The sequence below is a fragment of the Pelagibius sp. Alg239-R121 genome, assembly GCF_947331435.1.
GTDB lineage: Bacteria > Pseudomonadota > Alphaproteobacteria > Kiloniellales > Kiloniellaceae > Denitrobaculum.
The window spans coordinates 517171-533866 of the sequence record NZ_CAMZOF010000005.1 but is presented as its reverse complement, the minus strand read 5'-3'; the positions used below and the strand labels follow the sequence as shown (position 1 = coordinate 533866).

Sequence of the window (16696 nt, the reverse complement as noted above, 5' to 3'; positions counted from 1 at the left end):
ATAAGAGGAACATTTTCTTCCATGACACAGCCATCCCATGATCTGATCGGTGTCGGCATCGGCCCCTCAAACCTCAGCCTGGCGGCACTGCTGGTGCCGGTCACGAATTTCAGGACTCGCTTCTTGGATCGCCGGTCGCACTTCAACTGGCATCCCGGTCTCATGCTGCCCGGAGCGCGCCTGCAAACCTCGTTCCTGAAGGACCTGGTCACAGCCGTCGATCCGACCAGTCCTCACTCCTTTCTTTCCTATCTCGTGGCGAAGAAGCGCTTCTACGACTTCGTCAACGCCGCATTCGACAACATCGGCCGCAGCGAGTTCGCTGACTATCTTGCGTGGGTGGCAAAAAGACTCGATGGGCTTCATTTCTCCTGTCCAGTACGTGAAATCGATTTTGACGGGACAAGATTCGTCGTGCGCAGCGATCAGGGTACTGCAACCACGGCCAACCTCTGTATCGCCACGGGCAACACTGCAAACCTTCCCGACTGGGCCAACACGCATCTCGGTGAACGCTGTTTTCATGCCAGCGAGATCCTCCAGCAATCGCGGGATATCACCGGCAAGCGGGTCGCCGTCGTCGGTGGTGGTCAGACCGGCGCCGAGGTCTTCCTCGCCCTGGCGCAAGGCCTCTTCGGAACGGCAGCTTCGGTGAACTGGATCAGCCGGCGACCGAACTTCGACCCGCTCGACGAGACACACTTCGCCAACGAGATTTTCACGCCGGATTACCTGCAACGATTCTTCGATTTACCCGAGGGGCGAAAGCCATGTGTCGTGGACGAGCAAAAGCTCAAGAGCGACGGCATCTCTCCGTCCACCCTGCGCGAGATCTATCACCTGCTCTACCAGCTGCGGCATCTCTCCAACGGAAAGAGCAATCTTTCACTGATGCCCGGACGCGAGGTCTTCGCACTCCAGAAACAGGCAGACGGCATGTCTCTTTCTACGCGTAATCACATGGTCGGCGAAGACGAATCTCTCTCCGCCGACATCGTTGTTCTCTGCACCGGCTACCGCACTCTCGTTCCCGAATTTCTCGAACCGCTTGCAACCCGCATAGAAAGCGACAACCAGGGCAGGCCTCAATTGAATCGTAACTTCGGAGTGCTCTGGGACGGGCCATCGGACCGTCGGATCTATATGCAGAACTGTGCGCGTCACAGCCACGGTATCGCTGATCCTCAGCTTAGTCTCATGGCTTGGCGTAGCGCGGCCATAGTCAACGATTTGATTGGACGGCGGGTCTATGACATCGAGCAATGTCCTCCCGTCGTAAACTGGCAGAGCGCGCGTCAGGCACAAGAATCCGACACGGTCGCGGCATGACATTGGTCTCGCACGTTTACCTGTGAGAGACCAACGTTGATATTTTTTCCTCTTTTGACAAATTGCGATTGATTCTTATTCGCATATCTGGAATAAGCGATTGAGCATTCGATGACGGCTGCGCTGATGAGCAATCACAGCGCGGACTCACGGCCAACGCACTGGCACAAATCGCAAAATTCCGGGGGATAACATGGGTAGACGCCTAACCTATCAGGCATCGATGATCGTTTTGGCCGCGAGCCTTGTATCAGTAGCAGAAAGCAGTCGGGCGCAAGAGGAGCTAGGCAAAAACAAGACAACGGCCTCGAAAACCACGGCACCCGTCGAATTGGAGCCGATTGTCAACACGGCCACTCGTGCACCCCGCCCCGTCTCGGCCATCCCCGGCTCGGTCGTGGTTATCGACCGGGAACAGATCGAGCAACAGCTTTCGATCTCCAGTGACCCGGCGGACATCCTGTCGAAATTCGTACCCGGCTATTCTTCCAGCAATCAGACCGTTTCCGGCTCGGCCGAGAGCTTCCGGGGGCGCGGTGTGCAGGTGCTTGTCGACGGCGTTTCCCGCAATACGCCTTTGCGCAACGTATCGCGGATTATCTCCCTGATCGACCTCAATCAAGTTGAACGGATTGAAGTGGTCAACGGCGCCAGCAGTATTTACGGCAACGGCGCCACCGGCGGCGTGATCAACTTCATCACCAAGAAATCCACCGACGGGAAACCCTCGCTCGGGTTCAGTACCGGCCTGCGCGCCTTTACCGCAGACGTCAAGGACTCTCTGGCCCCGGAAGCCTCAATCCGGCTGTCCGGCGATAACAGCCTGTTCGATTACCTCGCGGTCGTCTCGGGCGAAATGACCAGAGATACTTTTGACGGCGACGGCGACCGTCTGCCCGACGATCCACTAATCGGCCAGGGTGCCTTTGCAAATGGAGATTCCTACAACGGACTGGTGAAGGTCGGCCGGGATTTCGACTCAAAACGCATTGAATTGACCGCCGAGTTAACGCGCTTCGATCAACGCCCCGAATTCTACAGCGACTATTCGACTGACCCGGTCAGTGTCGACTTCGCCGATCCCTACAATGCCAAGAGTATCTACGAAGACTCCAACTATCAGGCACTGAAATTCGACGACACGGAGTTCGCCCTGGGCAACCTCTCAATCCAGGCCTTCCGTAACGACATCGAAAAACGCTTTGCCGATGCGCGGATCTCGGTTGCCAATCCGGCGGTCTATATCAACCCGGATGAGGGCCAGACAACCTTGACCGCCGACCAGCTCGGTCTACGCACCACGGTCGATACAAAACTGGACAGCATCTACGACAGCTTAAGCCTGACCTGGGGTTTCGACTTTACTCATGATGAGACCAGCCAGCACTTTCAGGACGGCGTAGAGGCCATCGCGCCCATGGAACAGGATAGTTATGCCGGTTTCGTGCAGGCGGAGATTGCGCCTATGGACTGGCTGCAACTGCGCGGCGGCATTCGTTATGAGCGATTCAAGCTTGAACTCGAAGATTTTACCCGGCCGAGTTATTCCTTCCTGGTCGCCCCAGGGGTCGCGGTGCCGCTGCCGGCTGTTGATGTTACCGGCGGCACAGCTACCTACAGCGAGACCGTGTTCAATATCGGCGCCGTTGTCTACCTGAGCGACGAAGTCGAGGTCTTCGGTGCCTTTTCTCAAGGCTATTCCCTACCCGACGTGGGTGGTTTTACGCGACGTGCCGGTCTAGGAGCAGTCGGCCCTGTTGATTTCTCCGACATCGCACCTGAAGCACAGTTAGTGGACAACTACGAAGTCGGCATGCGCGGTGAATGGGAGCGGGTGCGCGGCAGCCTCAGCGCCTATATCAGCGAGTCCGATCTCGGGACAACCTTCGACGTCTCGACCAACCAGGTCAGTCAGCAGAAGGAGCGCGTCTATGGCTTGGAGGCAATCGCTGAAGCGGACATCACCGAGCAGTTGGTGTTCGGCGGCGTCTTCTCCTGGAGCGAAGGCAAGCGAGATACCGACGACGATGGCGATCTGGATTCCTATCTACCTAACAACCGCATCGGTCCTCCGTTGCGCCTCACTGGCTACGTCAATTACGAAACCGACTTTGATTTGAACCTTCGCCTGGAAGGCGTCTACACCGGTTCGCGCGACCGGAACGACGGTGTCCAGCAAGTCAAGATCGACAATGCCTTGACCTTCAACCTGGCCGCCGACTATCCGCTTCTGGACGGCACGCTCAGCCTGGGTGTCGAAAACATCCTAGACGTTGAATACGAAAACCCGACGGCAAGCGCTTCGCGCAATCGTCCCGTAAACGGGTTCGGCCGGGTCGTTTCCATGCGTTACAGCCGTACATTTTGATCGATCTCAAATCCTCGAGGGTTTAACAGGCATGTTCGTTTTCGACACTACGGGAGACCCGTTTCTTTGGATGCGGCTTACTGGAGCCGTAACTCAGCAAGATGAAGAGTATTACCTCCAAGCTCTCGCGCTGCTCGGTGAGAGGTCTGCACCCTTCGGCCTCATATCGGTCATCGATATCAACAGTGGAGAAGTCAGCCCAGAGACACGCCGCGCCCAGGCACTGTGGTTTAAGCGGAACCGCGATCATCTGGCCCGACTCTGCTTCGGCTTGGTCAGAGTTCGACCGAAGATCGATCCGAACCAGAACGACGATAACTTCGTTCGCGCCATGCCCTTCCCCACGCAGCGTATCCCACAGGAAGACCAGGCCATACCGATCCTCGTGAATTGTCTTGAGGCACATGAACAAAGCTCAAAACAAGCAGAGATTTCATGACTGTAACCCACAGTTTTCCACATCGGAGGATTCTTACTGTTCTGACCGGCCTGTACGTCGCACAGGCCATTCCAATTTACCTCTTCATTGCCGCCCTGCCTGCCATCTTCAGGGAAGTGGGCGTATCGCGGACCATGATCGGTGCAATCGGTGTCCTTCTGATTCCCTGGATCCTGAAATTTCTCTGGGCCCCCTTCGTCGACCGTTATCAACTCTCTCGCCTGGGGCGGCGGCGCTCCTGGATTCTACCCATGCAAGCGATAATTATCGGGTTGATCCTGATCCTGTCACAGCTTTCCCCGGCCGACGACATCGGCATCATCTTCGCCATCGCCTGCCTAGTTGCTTTCGCCGCTTCGACGCAGGACATCGCAACAGACGGCTATGCCGTCGAAGTCCTCGCTCCCGAACAACGCGCATACGGAAATGCCATTCAGGGGGGCAGCATCGCGGCAGGCGTTCTGATCGGAAGTGCCTTCGCATTGATCCTCTACGATCACTTCGGCTGGAAGGTAATGATGTTCAGCATTGCCGGGCTTTCAAGCATTGCCGCTCTGCCTATCTGCTGCATGAAAGAGGATGTCGCTGACGATAAAGCGCTAGATGGCCAGAACGCCTCCGCTAAATCTCGCCCTTCCCTATTCGCCTTCCTGCGTCGCCCGGACGCGTTGCAGGTCTTGTCCTTTGCCTTGCTCTATCGCTGCAGTGAAGGATTCGTGAAATCCATGGAGCAGCCATTTCTCGTGGACAAAGGTCTGTCCTTAAGCGCCGTGGGCCTGACCAGCGGTGCGTCAGCGGCAACGGTTGGCTTGGCGGGATCGCTTTTGGCGGCGCTGGTGATCCGCAAATTCGGACTCTTCACCTGTCTCTACGGGCTGGGCCTCGCACGCACGCTGTGCTTTGCAGGTTTTGCAATTGCCGCCATGACTCAAACGGTCACAGCGAGTTTTCTGATCGGCCTTGCCTTCTTTAACACTGTTATCCGCTACATGGAGGTAGTCGGGCTTTATAGCTTGTACATGGGGGCAAGTTCGCGCAGTCAGCCGGCCACCGACTTTACGATCCTCTCATGCGCCCAATTGGTGATTTACATGATGGCTTCCATGGTCAGCGGAGCACTGGCGGACCTCCTGGGATACGGGCCGCTGTTCGCCATGGCGACCCTCCTCTCTCTGATCGGCTTGATCTGGTGCATGCGCCAAATCCCACGCAACCATCCCGCCTACGCAAATTCGTAATGCCGGGACCAATCGATCATTGAAGTGCCGGCTGATTCACGTTTGACTTTGTTTCCGCACTCAAAGTCCCTCAACGGAACAGCCGCCATCATGAAGCCAATCAAAATCTGGTATCAAAGCTACGTCGACTACGAGAACGGCAAATCCTATTGGGATGTGCTCGGCCAACATTTAGACGCAGTTGTCACGCCCGGCACCACCGTCGACATCAGGGGTATCACCCCCTTCGATTCCTACGCCCACCCGCTTGTTGAATTCCGCTGCGCGCGCGAAATGATCTGCAATGCGGTTCAGGCAGAACGGGAAGGGTATGATGCCTTTGTCGTTGGGCATTTTCAGGATGCGGGGCTTTACGAAGTACGCGCCGCGGTCGACATTCCGGTGATCGCGCTGGGGGAGGCCACGATGCTCTATTGCTGCCAGCTCGGCCAGCGCATCGGGATCGTGACGATCAACCCACGCTTCATCCCCTGGTTCCATCACCAGATCGGCAAATATGGCCTGAAAGAACGGATCTCTGGCGTCCACGCGATGACCTTCGAACCAGGGCAGATACTCGAGGCCTACAATTCGGCCGAACGCGCTGCAGAGGTCAAAGTCCTATTCGAAGAACAGGCCAAACCGCTGATCGCTCAGGGAACCGACGTGCTGATCCCAGGTGGCGGTATTCCCATGCTGCTGTTTTCCAAGTTCCACAACCATCTGGTCGATGAAGCCCCTGTGATCAACGGAATTCCAATCGCTGTCAAAATGGCAGAGATGGCGGTCAGTCTGAAACGCCTGACCGGCCAGGGCGTCAGTCGCGTTTCCGACTACGCCAAGGCCCCGCCGGAAGTCATCGAAGAATTCCTGATCCATCCTAAAGGCCTCTGACCACAACGATACGGCTGCGCCCATCAAGGCTGTTTCACGTTTTTCACTAAAGCGGTCAAAAACGATCAGACTTTGGTCGCAGCCTACTTACCCAGGCTCGGAAGCCAGAGTGCGATATCCGGCCAGATCAGCAGCAAGCCAACCAACAGAATTGCGCAACCCATGAAGGGGATCGCCGCAACGTAGATGTCGCGCATGGTCGTTCCCGGCGTGGACACGCCTTTCATGACGAATAGCAACAGACCGAAGGGCGGCGTCGTGAAGCTGATCTCCAGCGCCAGCAGGATGATCACGCCAAACCAGATCAAATCGAACCCGAGTGTTTCTGCCAGGGGAAAAAACACCGGCACGGTCAAAAGCATCATAGACAGCTGGTCCATGAACATGCCGAGCACCAGAAGGATGCCGAACATCACAAGCAGCATTACGATCGGATCCAGATCGAACCCCGTGGCAAAACGGATCAGGCCCGAACTGGCACCGGAAAAAGCGAGCAAGGCGGAAAAGGTCGCTGATCCAAAAATGATGAGCAGGGCCATCGTCGTGACCCGCAGCGCCCCGGTGACCGATTTGACGAAGCTGTCCCAGGTCAGTTTTCTGTAGAGAATTGCAAGCAGCAGGACACCCATGCATCCGAAGGCGGCGGATTCCGAAGGTGTCGCCCAGCCGTTTAGAATGAGCAGGATCACGCCAACGACAATCGAAATCATGGGTACGACGTCAAAGAAAAGCAGTCTTGCGCGTTCCACCCAAGTGGCGGATTCAACGTCGTAAGAGGGCGCCGCCTCGGGGTCGATAAGGCACATGATCAGGATCAAAACGGCATAAAACCCGGCCAGCACCAGTCCCGGAACCACCCCTGCAATCAGGAGCTTGCCGACATCCAGGTTGGCAAGTGTCGCCAAGAGCACTGCAAGAGCCGATGGCGGGATCAGCATGGCCAGGCCGCCGGTGCCCAGGATCGGACCGATCGCCATATGCTTTTTGTATCCGCGCTTTTGCATTTCGGGGACCATCAAGGATCCCAGCAGCGCGGTCGAACCCATCGACGACCCGGACAGCGTGGCAAAGGCAGTGCCGCCCGCGACCGTTACGAAAGACAGCCGGCCCGGAATACGCCCCATCAGCCGGTCGATCGCTCCGAACATCTTGTTGGCAAGGCCGGTGTGGAAAAAGATTTCCCCCATCAGCAAGAACATCGGCACGGGCATGAGATTGAATGTGGAAACCGTCGGAATGGCGTTGTTCGCCAGTTGGCCGATACCGCGCGACATCTGCACGAAGAGACTGCCGTTTCCACCCATGAAATAGGTAGCGCCGATCATATTCGCCGCGAGAAACGCCAGCGCGATCGGAACGCCGACGAACATGAACGCGAGAACGAGCCCCAAAAGAAAAAGGAGGGCAAAATACCACTCCATCAGCAGGCCCTCAGTGGAGCGATATCATTCATGCACGCCCGCCTCTCCGGAATGCAGGGTTTCCGCACCGAATACAAAGCGCGAGAACTGAACGGCCATAAGCGAAAAACAGATGGGCATGGCGCCTAGCAACAGCCACTTGGGCATATCCAGGGACCGCATGTCCGTGTCGCCGAGGCGGTAGGCCTTAAAGGTTGCTTCACCGGTGTACCATACCAAAAAGACGCAGATCAGAATGCAAAGGCCGGACACGATCCGCGAAAACAGGGGCGTAAAGCTGTTGGGAAGCACTGCCGTGAACAGTTCGATGAAAACGTGTCCCTTCAGGCGCACGAGCCAGGGAGACGCCGCCATTGCGATGTACAGCAAACCGTATTCGGAAAAGGTAAAGATGTGGGATGAGCCGGAGAAGCCGAAGGTTCGAAGCGTGGCCTGCAGAACGATGGCGAACATGATGAGAACCAGGCTCACACCGGCAAAAACCGCCAGCACGTCGCAAATCCTGTCAACCAGCCGCATACAATTCTCCAAACCCGGCCGGGCGATGATCATGAACACCGCACCGGCAAGGGTCGTCCCGTTTTCTTAGTTGTTGCTACTCTTTGTAGTAGAGCTTGCGCAGCTTGTCGTAATTTTCCATGCCGCCCATTTCTTCCAGCCGGCCCTTCATGCGTCCCCAGGCCGCATCGTCCGCTAGGGTGAGGTACTTGGCTGATGCTTCAGGGCTCATGGAAACAAACTTCATGCCGCGTTTTTGCAGCTCGGCGGCATCGCTTGCGACATCCAGTTGCCGCGCGTCATAGGATTTTTGCTCCCACTCGGCGACCACATCCTGGATCAGTTTCTGAGATTCCGGCGACAGGTTACCCCAGGAATCCTTGTTGAAGATCACACCGATGTCCGTGTTGTAGAACTGTGGGTCGATCCGGTATTTGACGAACTTGTCCCACTTCAGATCCATGATGCCGATCGACGTCCAGGCGGCGGCATCGACCACGCCTTTTTCAAGAGCCGCGTAAACTTCAGTGGCCTTCATCGACGCGGTCGTGGCTTTCAGCGCCTCGAAGAACGCGTGATAAATCGGATTGTCACGCAGTTTGACACCGGTGAGATCAATGACCCCTTCACTGTCGAACTTGAATTCCTTGGTGCTGTAGATGTGAAACTGGATGCCACCGTCGATCCAGCCAAGATGTTTGACGTTAAACCGCTGCTGGTGAACTTCATCCATCAGCGCCGCACCACCATTCGCGCGTGCTTCCATCGGCGTCACGCGGGCTGCAACCATGGCATCGATTTCTGGCACCGAAGCGCCGTAGAAACTGCCTGGCGTATGCACCATGTCAACGACGCCATCGCGGACTGCCTGAGGCTGTTGGAACATGCCAATGGCTTCGGGGCCGCCCTTGACCTGGATTTCCACAATGCCCTTTCCGCGGGCGTTGATATCTTCGACCATGGCCAAAAATGTCTTGGTGTAGACGAGAAACCCGGGAAAGGCGTGAACCGCCGTGACTTTGTCCACGGCAAACGCGGTTCCTGAAGCCAGGATCGTGGCTAAACTCGCGGTCGCGGTAAAGCCCAGGATCTTCTTTGCTACTGCACGCAACTCTCTCATGCTTGATACCCCCTGTTCATTGTTTTTTCGGCAGATCGCCCTGCCCGTTATCCTTCAGGCACCAAATTCCGATCAGCAGGTTGATGATGCATTGGACTGTTATCATGTGCAAGACTTTGAAAATTATCAATTAGAACAATTGATTAGAAAGAACACAATTCCCATGGTTGCATAATATTCAGCAATTTATTCCCTGGGTTTATCCACGAGTTCTTCACGCCGCATGGCATGGTGTGTGGAGTGGCCGAAGGGCGGAAATCTGGCCGAATCTGCCTTCAGTAGGGGGATAACATCAGATGCGAGCGCCATGTTCAGGCCCGCAAGGTCGTCGAATACAACCTCATTGATTAGGAGGATCTCGCTTGCGGGAAGCTCAAAATTTTGCAGTTTTTCAGGTAGATAACAACAAACGTTCCGGATATCCGGAAATTGCGCCAGGATCGGCGGATGATTGGTCGTGTAGAAATTCTGGAAGGCTGTTTCGTCGGGCATCGGACCGTAGTAGCGCACAATAAACGACAGCTTGGCCCGCCTCGGGTGGGCAACCTCAGCACCGGCAACCGGAGTGGTCAGCGAACGAAACGCGCCAAACGTCACGGCAAGTCCTGGCAACAGCTCCGCCGGTCTGCGAACGAATTGACACCCGAAACTATCCTCGGCGATCAGACGCTCGAGCGTCGCGAGTTTTTGACAGGAAATCTCCAGGATTGCCGCCGGGCCAGGGCCATCATCGAACAAAAGCACGGGCGCCGGCTCGGGCAGGAAAAGATCAAGGCTGAGGTCTCGAGGCTGGTTCTCCGCCCATCGCGCGGAGGTCTCGCGAAAACAATCAGCCAGAACTGATGACTGTGCGGTCGCGCCTTCGTAAACCGCAAAAATACTGTAGTTCAAGGACTCAAAACTCCTTTTCTTGGGTGATGTACCCGCCCGCAGACCGCCCCTCCGGTGTTGGGCCGATGGACTCGATAGCTGCCAGCTTATCGCACAATTGACTTTTTTGTGCCGGTGATCCCCACTCCTTAATCTGATAATCAGCGTGTCGTTGCAGTTGGAAGGATTGAGGTTCGATATGGAAATTGCGGTGCTTGGTGGAGGAAATGGCTCACACGCAGCGGCAGTCGACCTGAGCGAACAGGGTCATAGAGTTCGATTTTGGCGTCGGAACGCCGATGCCGTCGACGCCTTGAACGAGGCAGGAAACACCCTGACCCTTAAGGACAGCCGGGGCGAACGCAATGTCCGCATTGGCCTCGTCACTGCTGATATAGGAGAAGCGGTAGAGGGCGCGGCATTGATTGTCTGCCCTGCCCCCGCGACCGCGCAAAACGACATCGCCATGGCCCTTGCTCCTTACCTCCGCGACGAGCAGGTGATTTTTTTACCGCCTGGGAGTTTCGGCAGCTACCTAATGGCGCAAAGGGTTCATGCCAATGGCAATCGCGCGCAGCCGGCCTTTGCTGAAGCAGGCACCCTCCCGTATCTCACCCGCAAGCACGGTACCTTCAAGATCGCAATCACAACCCGTGCAACGCGCCTACCCACCGGCGTATTCCCGCTTACGCGGCGCGATCAGGCGTTGGAGATAATCCGCCAGGCTTTTCCCGCAGTCGAGGATGCGGGTGACGGGTTGTCCGGCGCCCTGATGAATGCCGGCCCAATCATCCATCCTCCATTGATCCTAATGAATGCCGGCCCGATCGAGCATTTTGACCATTGGGATATTCATAATGAGGGCACACAACCGGCGATCAGGCGCGTCACGACACGTCTTGACGACGAACGTATGGCGATCCGCGAGGCACTCGGCTACGGCGCGCCCCACTTTCCACTTGCCGATCACTACGACGATGCCCGCGACGAATGGATGTATGGCAATGCGGCGCATGAAAAGCTGGTTGATTCCGATGACTGGCGGGAACAGTTGGTCCTGACCGAACACCGCTACATGCTCGAGGACGTGGCAACCGGACTGGCGTTCCTTGTCTCCGTGGCGGATTGGGCGGAGGTTCCCGCGCCGACCGCAACCGGGCTGCTCGCAATCGGTTCGGCCGTTTGCGAAGATAACTTCAGACAAAGCGGACGGACGCTGGAGGCGCTGGGCCTGGCGAATCTCGACCGGCCTGCAATGAACAGTCTTCTCGCAAAAGGCTTTTGAGATGAGTGGAAAAGCAGTCATCGCTGCCGTTGGCGCAGGACGCATGGGGCGTGGAATCGCTATTGCTTTTGCCTACGCCGGGCATCCGGTCCACCTCATTGACGTCAAACCGCGGTCCGATAGTGAATTTGAAGCGTTGCGCGAAGCCGCAGCATCGGAAGTCGCCGCCACGCTTTCCATGATGGCCGGTTTCGGCATGCTGCCGACATCGGATGCAGAGACGACGGCCGAGAGGATCACTTATCACGCCGCAGCGGACTGCTGCTCTACCCTTGGCGATGCAGAGGTCGTGTTCGAGGGTGTGCCGGAAACACTCGATGCCAAACGTGACGCCTTCGCTCTCATCACAGCGTATGCCGACGTAGATGCGATCGTCGCATCGACGACCTCGACGATTCTTTCTGACGACCTGCAGGCCTTCGTAACACCGCCAGGCCGCTTCCTAAACGCCCATTGGCTCAACCCGGCATTCCTCGTTCCCCTGGTCGAGCTGTCGCCTGGTGCTAAAACCGACCCTGAAGTGACGGAACGCCTCAAGACCCTGCTGGAAGCCATCGGAAAAGTACCCGTTGTCTGCAGCGCCAGTCCGGGATACATCGTGCCGCGCATCCAGGCCCTTGCTCTGAACGAAGCAGCCCGAATGGTCGAGGAAGGTGTGGCCTCGGCAGAGGATATCGACAAGGCAACCAAGTACGGTTTCGGGTTTCGCTTCGCGATCCTCGGCCTGCTCGAATTCATCGATTGGGGCGGCGGCGATATTCTCTACTACGCAAGCCGCTACATGACCGAAGCCACGGGTGAAGACCGATTTTCCTCCCCGCCCATCGTCGAAAGCAACATGAAGGAAGGCCGCATTGGCTTGAGGACACAGCAGGGCTTTCTCGACTATTCGAAGCTGGACGTTCCCGCCTATCAGCGTGAGAAGTTGTCGGCCTTTGTCGCGATGTTGCGGCACCTGGACAAGATGCCGGTGCGCGGCGACTGAAGAGGGACTACCTCAAAAAGCGTTTTACCGACTGAACCAACGCAGTGTTGTGTTCCGGCAAGGACAGCGAAAAACGGATGTAGCGCTCCAGGCCCTTTTCCCGCGTGCGGTTGACGACGATCCCGGCATCGTCAAATAGATGTGCGACGAGGGCTTCGGCCTGTTCCGGATCACCGTCCGCCAGCATCGTCAGCATAAAGTTCGTCTGGCTTGGGAGACAGGACAAACCAAGTTCAGACAATTCGCTGGCAACACGGTCCCGCTCCGCGATGATCTGTGCAATGCGCGCGTTTACAAGGTCCGGTTCCCGCAGAGACACAAGCGCCGCAGCCTGCGCGACCGCATTGACGCTCCCCATACCGCGCGCCGCGTAGAGCCGCGGAATCATCCAGTCCGGCGCATGACACCAGCCGACCCGCAAACCGGCCAAACCGTAGGCTTTTGAAAAGGTCCGGGCCACGACGACGTTTTCGAAGCGCCTGACCAGATCATGCACCCGCGCGCAGTAGTCGAAACCGGTAAATTCGCCGTAGGCGAGATCGATAACCAAAACGACGTCCTTCGGCATTTTTTCCGCGAGTTGAACAACGTCTTTTTCCGGCATCATCGTTGCAGTCGGGTTGTTGGGATTGGCCAGAAAAACCAGCTTGGTCTTCGCTGTAATCGCAGAAAGTAGCCCCTCAACATCTGTCGTAAACTCGATTTCCGGCACCTTCACCAGACGCGCCGCCAAGCGGTTGGCAATGATCGCGAACTGAATATAGCCAAACTCGGAAATGACGATTTCATCGTCATAACGGACGAAGTTGCGGGCGATGACATCCAACAGCTCTTCCGACCCGTTGCCGCAAACAATCGCTTCAGGGTCAAGACCGTTGCATTGACCGATTTCTTCGCGCAGTGCCTGGCAGGAAGGATTGCCGTAGAAATTTGCCTTGGTCGTTACAGCATCAATTGCCGCCGAAACAGCCGGGGACGGGCCGAACGGCAACTCATTGAAGCTCATGTTGATAACTGGAAGACCCTTGGGCTGAGCACCGGACATCCGGGCCCGAACCTCCAGGGGCGAAATATATCCTTGCGGTCGAACTTTTGACGTGCCGGCGGTGCTCATAGATGATCGGACCTGATTGTTGGGGAATAGTGTCGGGCGCGACCGGCACTATTACACAAAACAGGTAAGCACCAAATCTATCGAAATTACTTAATCTTAGATGGCCGGAAACACTTATCGGCGAAGTTATAGCAAGATCCGATTAAACCGCTACCCTCGAAGATGACGTATTCGATCACTCTGCCGTGCCATGGACCCCACCACTAGATCGGATCTTTTTTTGTCGGAACCACTTTGTGGTTTCGTCAAGTCATGCGAACCCGCTCATAAACCCCATGGTTAGAGTAGAGTCACCAGAACGACAGAACGCCCAGTGCGATTCCGTCTAACCTGGATCTACTTTCGGCTCCAGTCGACCACCCACGTGCGACTGCGGTATCGCAATTGTACTGACCTACCCGTAAAACTCAGCTCTCAGATAAAGAGAATCGACCAACAGCAGCGACATCAATCTGTTTCGAAGGACAGCATACCCGACTAAGCCTGCCGCAAAGGCGATCGAAGCTTCATCGGGCTGCCATAACGGACCGAACCGAGAGCGGGTTTATGCCGGTCCTGATCTACGCGACTGAATAATCGGTGATACTTGCGCTATTCTGTTCCCAGATTGAGAATCTCAACGCGCCGGTTTGCACCGCTATCTTCAGATATTTGTGGCAACAGCTTGCTTTCACCGCGGCCCGTTGCTGACAGACGGCTTGCGTCCATGCCATGTTCCCGAACCAAAAAACTCACGGCGGCCTCAGCTCTCAACTTGGAAAGCTGCTGATTATATTCCGCAGTACCGACTGCATCCGTATGGCCGGCGATCACAAACTTCGAGTCCTTGAATGCGGACATCGAAAGGGCCTTACCCACTTCAGCCAACTGTTTCTTCGCGGTCGGCGTGAGTTGAGCCGAGTTGAACTCAAAGGTCACATCCGGCAGGTTGATGGATGTCGGCTCGGCTGCGGTGATTTTTAATCCACGCTTGGGCGCGAGCTGATACGCGATTGTATCGGCATTTACGACAGGATCTTCTGCCGAAACGCTGGACGGCGCCGCTAGAATTGTCCCAATCAACGCCAAGGCGCAAGAAACGCCTCCGATGTAGCGAAACATCTCAAATCTCCCAACACTTTACGTGAAACACAATTTAACCACTGCAAAAGCAACCGATCAAGCCGCGCGAACACCTCTTGAGACTGATCGTTTTTTACTGTCTCAGCGAAAAACGTGAACCAGCTTCCGCCTCGTATAGTTAGGGTGTGGCTCGATAGGCTCCCTTCGTGGCCGTTGGTCTAAGATATCATGAAGCGCCTGCGTTTGGCACACAAAGCAGCGCGGGCAAACGCGATTTACAGTGAGCGCGGATCCGGTGATTGGCAAACCGGCCGCAGTTGGTCTCCACAGAGCTGAATCAAGCCGTTGAACAAATGGGGATGGTCACACAATAGTGACATTGTGCCCGCGCCGAAGCCACCTATACCAACGAACTTTTCTTTGCTAGCCTGTTGCAGCTCCGCAGGGCATGGCAATAGACCGAAAACCTGCGGGCAATATTTGTTCGGGTAAAGACGGCCTGCGGGGAGCACACCACCATATGTCGAGAACGCTGGTTCGAATTTTGCGGACGGCCATGATGTGCATTTGTCTGGCCGCAGCGACCCAAATCTCCACTGCTTTAGGCGCTGGTAAGGATGCGAAAGAACGCGTCGCACTCATCATCGGCAACACCGCCTACCAATCCCTGCCGCCTCTCGTCAATCCGGGTAATGATGCGGCTGACATGGCTAAAGCGCTGACAGCGCTCGACTTTAAAGTCATTGTCAAAACCGATCTCGACCTTGCGTCCATGCGCACAACGATCCGGGAGTTTCGAAAAGCACTCAAAAGAGGCGCCATCGGCCTGTTTTATTATTCCGGGCATGGTCTGCAGGTTGACGGCATCAATTATCTTCTCCCGGTCGATGCTGCCGTGGAGTTTGCCGAAGATATGCCGAAGGTCGCGGTCGACGCAAACGACGTACTTAACACTTTACGGGCCAAGAAACTGGACTTCAGTTTCGTGATCCTGGACGCTTGCCGGAACAATGGCATGAAGCGGCGGGACAACCAGACGGTTCAGGGTCTGGCACGAATGGACGCGCCGCAAGGCTCTCTGATCGCTTATTCGACTGGCCCCAATCAGCTGGCAAGTGACGGTTTCGGGCGCAATTCCATCTATACCGGCGAGCTGTTGAAGGAAATCGATCAGCCGGGCCTGCGTGTCGAAGACGTCTTCAAGCGTGTCCGTTCCTCGGTCAGCCGAACTTCCGGCGGAAACCAGGTTCCAGTCGAGTTTACGTCTTTGGTTGCAGACTTTTATTTTAAGAGTGCCGGTGCCGGTTCGGTGCAGACTGCCAACGCTGTCGCACTGCCCAAGTTGAATATCGGTGAGGAATTCAAAGACTGCGAGACTTGCCCCCTTTTAGTCGTGGTCCCGAAGGGGAAATTCGTTATGGGTTCCGAACGCGGTAAACGCGAACAAAGGCCTGCACGCGAAGTGACGATCGCGCAGGATGTGGCCGTCGGCAAGTTTGAGGTCACCTTTGACGAGTGGGGAGTCTGCGCGACCGAGGGGGCCTGCCCTGCCATCCAGTCAGACGAAGGCTGGGGAAAGGGAAAGCGGCCGGCAATCAACGTTTCATGGGACGATGCGCGGCAATACGTGCGCTGGCTGAGCCGAAGAACCGGCCAAGCCTACAGTCTTCCATCTGAAGCACTATGGGAATATGCCGCCAGGGCTGGCACTGCGACCAAATACTGGTGGGGGGATGCAGTCGGAACTGATCTGGCCAACTGCCGCAACTGCGGCAGTCAGTGGGACGGCCAGACGGCTCCCGTAGGATCTGGCAAGCCGAATAGCTTCGGACTGCACGATGTGCACGGGAACGTCTGGGAATGGGTCGAAGACTGCTGGCACAGCTCTTACCGCAAGGCGCCAAGTGACGGCAGTGCCTGGACCACGGGATCCTGCACACAAAGCGTCCTGCGTGGCGGGTCCTGGCGTGATAACGACAGAGCGGCGCAAGTCACTACGCGCGGACGCTTCGGCCTGGGCACACGCAACGACTTCGGCTTCCGGGTCGTGCGGAAAATTCCCCAATAGATTTAACTACTGCGTTTTGCGTTTTT

At 56.3% G+C, this 16696-nt stretch carries 14 protein-coding genes; 8 read left to right on the top strand and 6 right to left on the bottom strand.

Annotated features, from left to right (window positions below):
* The first annotated feature begins 21 nt into the window (after positions 1–21).
* The 5 genes from QMZ18_RS18795 (at position 22) to QMZ18_RS18775 (ending at position 6247) form a co-directional block, all read left to right on the top strand.
* Positions 22–1329: a lysine N(6)-hydroxylase/L-ornithine N(5)-oxygenase family protein gene (locus QMZ18_RS18795; RefSeq protein WP_282607867.1), complete on the top strand. Its 1308-nt coding sequence runs from the start codon at positions 22–24 to the stop codon at positions 1327–1329.
* A 193-nt stretch (positions 1330–1522) separates the two neighbouring features.
* The gene (locus tag QMZ18_RS18790; RefSeq protein ID WP_282607866.1) at positions 1523–3697 is read left to right on the top strand and encodes a TonB-dependent receptor; all 2175 of its coding nucleotides are present in this window, start codon (positions 1523–1525) and stop codon (positions 3695–3697) included.
* 70 nt (positions 3698–3767) lie between these two features.
* A complete protein-coding gene (locus QMZ18_RS18785; RefSeq protein ID WP_282607865.1) occupies positions 3768–4136 on the top strand; it encodes a hypothetical protein in 369 nt (122 codons plus the stop codon).
* Positions 4133–5374, top strand: a complete 1242-nt coding sequence (locus tag QMZ18_RS18780) for an MFS transporter (RefSeq protein ID WP_282607864.1) — start codon at positions 4133–4135, stop codon at positions 5372–5374. The genes QMZ18_RS18785 and QMZ18_RS18780 overlap by 4 nt, the downstream gene beginning before the upstream one ends.
* 90 nt (positions 5375–5464) lie before the next feature.
* On the top strand, positions 5465–6247 hold the full coding sequence (locus QMZ18_RS18775) for an aspartate/glutamate racemase family protein (RefSeq protein WP_282607863.1): 783 nt from the start codon (positions 5465–5467) through the stop codon (positions 6245–6247).
* Between the two features lie 83 nt (positions 6248–6330).
* Here QMZ18_RS18775 and QMZ18_RS18770 read toward each other — a convergent pair whose 3' ends face one another.
* From QMZ18_RS18770 to QMZ18_RS18755, 4 genes are all read right to left on the bottom strand, one after another.
* A complete protein-coding gene (locus tag QMZ18_RS18770) occupies positions 6331–7668 on the bottom strand; it encodes a TRAP transporter large permease (protein ID WP_282607862.1) in 1338 nt (445 codons plus the stop codon).
* Between the two features lie 24 nt (positions 7669–7692).
* On the bottom strand, positions 7693–8187 hold the full coding sequence (locus QMZ18_RS18765; protein ID WP_282607861.1) for a TRAP transporter small permease: 495 nt from the start codon (positions 8185–8187) through the stop codon (positions 7693–7695).
* Between the two features lie 76 nt (positions 8188–8263).
* Positions 8264–9286 (bottom strand): TRAP transporter substrate-binding protein DctP, encoded by a 1023-nt coding sequence (dctP, locus tag QMZ18_RS18760; RefSeq protein ID WP_282607860.1) that lies wholly within the window; start codon positions 9284–9286, stop codon positions 8264–8266.
* 186 nt (positions 9287–9472) lie between these two features.
* Entirely contained in the window at positions 9473–10177 is a 705-nt protein-coding gene (locus QMZ18_RS18755) for a hypothetical protein (RefSeq protein WP_282607859.1), read from the bottom strand.
* 178 nt (positions 10178–10355) lie between these two features.
* On the opposite strand from QMZ18_RS18755, the gene QMZ18_RS18750 reads away from it, so the two are divergent.
* Together QMZ18_RS18750 and QMZ18_RS18745 are read left to right on the top strand one after the other, a co-directional pair.
* Positions 10356–11441, top strand: a complete 1086-nt coding sequence (locus QMZ18_RS18750) for an NAD/NADP-dependent octopine/nopaline dehydrogenase family protein (protein ID WP_282607858.1) — start codon at positions 10356–10358, stop codon at positions 11439–11441.
* Position 11442: 1 nt separating this feature from the next.
* Positions 11443–12426: a 3-hydroxybutyryl-CoA dehydrogenase gene (locus QMZ18_RS18745; RefSeq protein ID WP_282607857.1), complete on the top strand. Its 984-nt coding sequence runs from the start codon at positions 11443–11445 to the stop codon at positions 12424–12426.
* Positions 12427–12433: 7 nt separating this feature from the next.
* Here the strand turns inward: QMZ18_RS18745 and QMZ18_RS18740 are convergent, their stop codons facing one another.
* Positions 12434–13471 carry a histidinol-phosphate transaminase gene (locus QMZ18_RS18740; protein ID WP_282607856.1) on the bottom strand — a complete coding sequence of 346 codons (1038 nt, stop codon included), beginning with the start codon at positions 13469–13471 and terminating at the stop codon, positions 12434–12436.
* Positions 13472–14131: 660 nt separating this feature from the next.
* On the bottom strand, positions 14132–14641 hold the full coding sequence (locus QMZ18_RS18735; protein ID WP_282607855.1) for an OmpA family protein: 510 nt from the start codon (positions 14639–14641) through the stop codon (positions 14132–14134).
* 481 nt (positions 14642–15122) lie between these two features.
* Between QMZ18_RS18735 and QMZ18_RS18730 the strand changes: the two genes are divergently transcribed.
* Positions 15123–16670, top strand: a complete 1548-nt coding sequence (locus QMZ18_RS18730) for an SUMF1/EgtB/PvdO family nonheme iron enzyme (protein ID WP_282607854.1) — start codon at positions 15123–15125, stop codon at positions 16668–16670.
* Positions 16671–16696: the final 26 nt, after the last annotated feature.

What these genes read in the sequence shown, in the direction of transcription:
- QMZ18_RS18795 (WP_282607867.1), top strand. Translation starts at nt 22, where the DNA reads ATGACACAGCCATCCCATGATCTGATCGGTGTCGGCATCGGCCCCTCA.
- QMZ18_RS18790 (WP_282607866.1), top strand. Translation starts at nt 1,523, where the DNA reads ATGGGTAGACGCCTAACCTATCAGGCATCGATGATCGTTTTGGCCGCG.
- QMZ18_RS18785 (WP_282607865.1), top strand. Translation starts at nt 3,768, where the DNA reads ATGCGGCTTACTGGAGCCGTAACTCAGCAAGATGAAGAGTATTACCTC.
- QMZ18_RS18780 (WP_282607864.1), top strand. Translation starts at nt 4,133, where the DNA reads ATGACTGTAACCCACAGTTTTCCACATCGGAGGATTCTTACTGTTCTG.
- QMZ18_RS18775 (WP_282607863.1), top strand. Translation starts at nt 5,465, where the DNA reads ATGAAGCCAATCAAAATCTGGTATCAAAGCTACGTCGACTACGAGAAC.
- QMZ18_RS18770 (WP_282607862.1), bottom strand. Translation starts at nt 7,668, where the DNA reads ATGGAGTGGTATTTTGCCCTCCTTTTTCTTTTGGGGCTCGTTCTCGCG.
- QMZ18_RS18765 (WP_282607861.1), bottom strand. Translation starts at nt 8,187, where the DNA reads ATGCGGCTGGTTGACAGGATTTGCGACGTGCTGGCGGTTTTTGCCGGT.
- dctP (WP_282607860.1), bottom strand. Translation starts at nt 9,286, where the DNA reads ATGAGAGAGTTGCGTGCAGTAGCAAAGAAGATCCTGGGCTTTACCGCG.
- QMZ18_RS18750 (WP_282607858.1), top strand. Translation starts at nt 10,356, where the DNA reads ATGGAAATTGCGGTGCTTGGTGGAGGAAATGGCTCACACGCAGCGGCA.
- QMZ18_RS18745 (WP_282607857.1), top strand. Translation starts at nt 11,443, where the DNA reads ATGAGTGGAAAAGCAGTCATCGCTGCCGTTGGCGCAGGACGCATGGGG.
- QMZ18_RS18740 (WP_282607856.1), bottom strand. Translation starts at nt 13,471, where the DNA reads ATGTCCGGTGCTCAGCCCAAGGGTCTTCCAGTTATCAACATGAGCTTC.
- QMZ18_RS18735 (WP_282607855.1), bottom strand. Translation starts at nt 14,641, where the DNA reads ATGTTTCGCTACATCGGAGGCGTTTCTTGCGCCTTGGCGTTGATTGGG.
- QMZ18_RS18730 (WP_282607854.1), top strand. Translation starts at nt 15,123, where the DNA reads ATGTCGAGAACGCTGGTTCGAATTTTGCGGACGGCCATGATGTGCATT.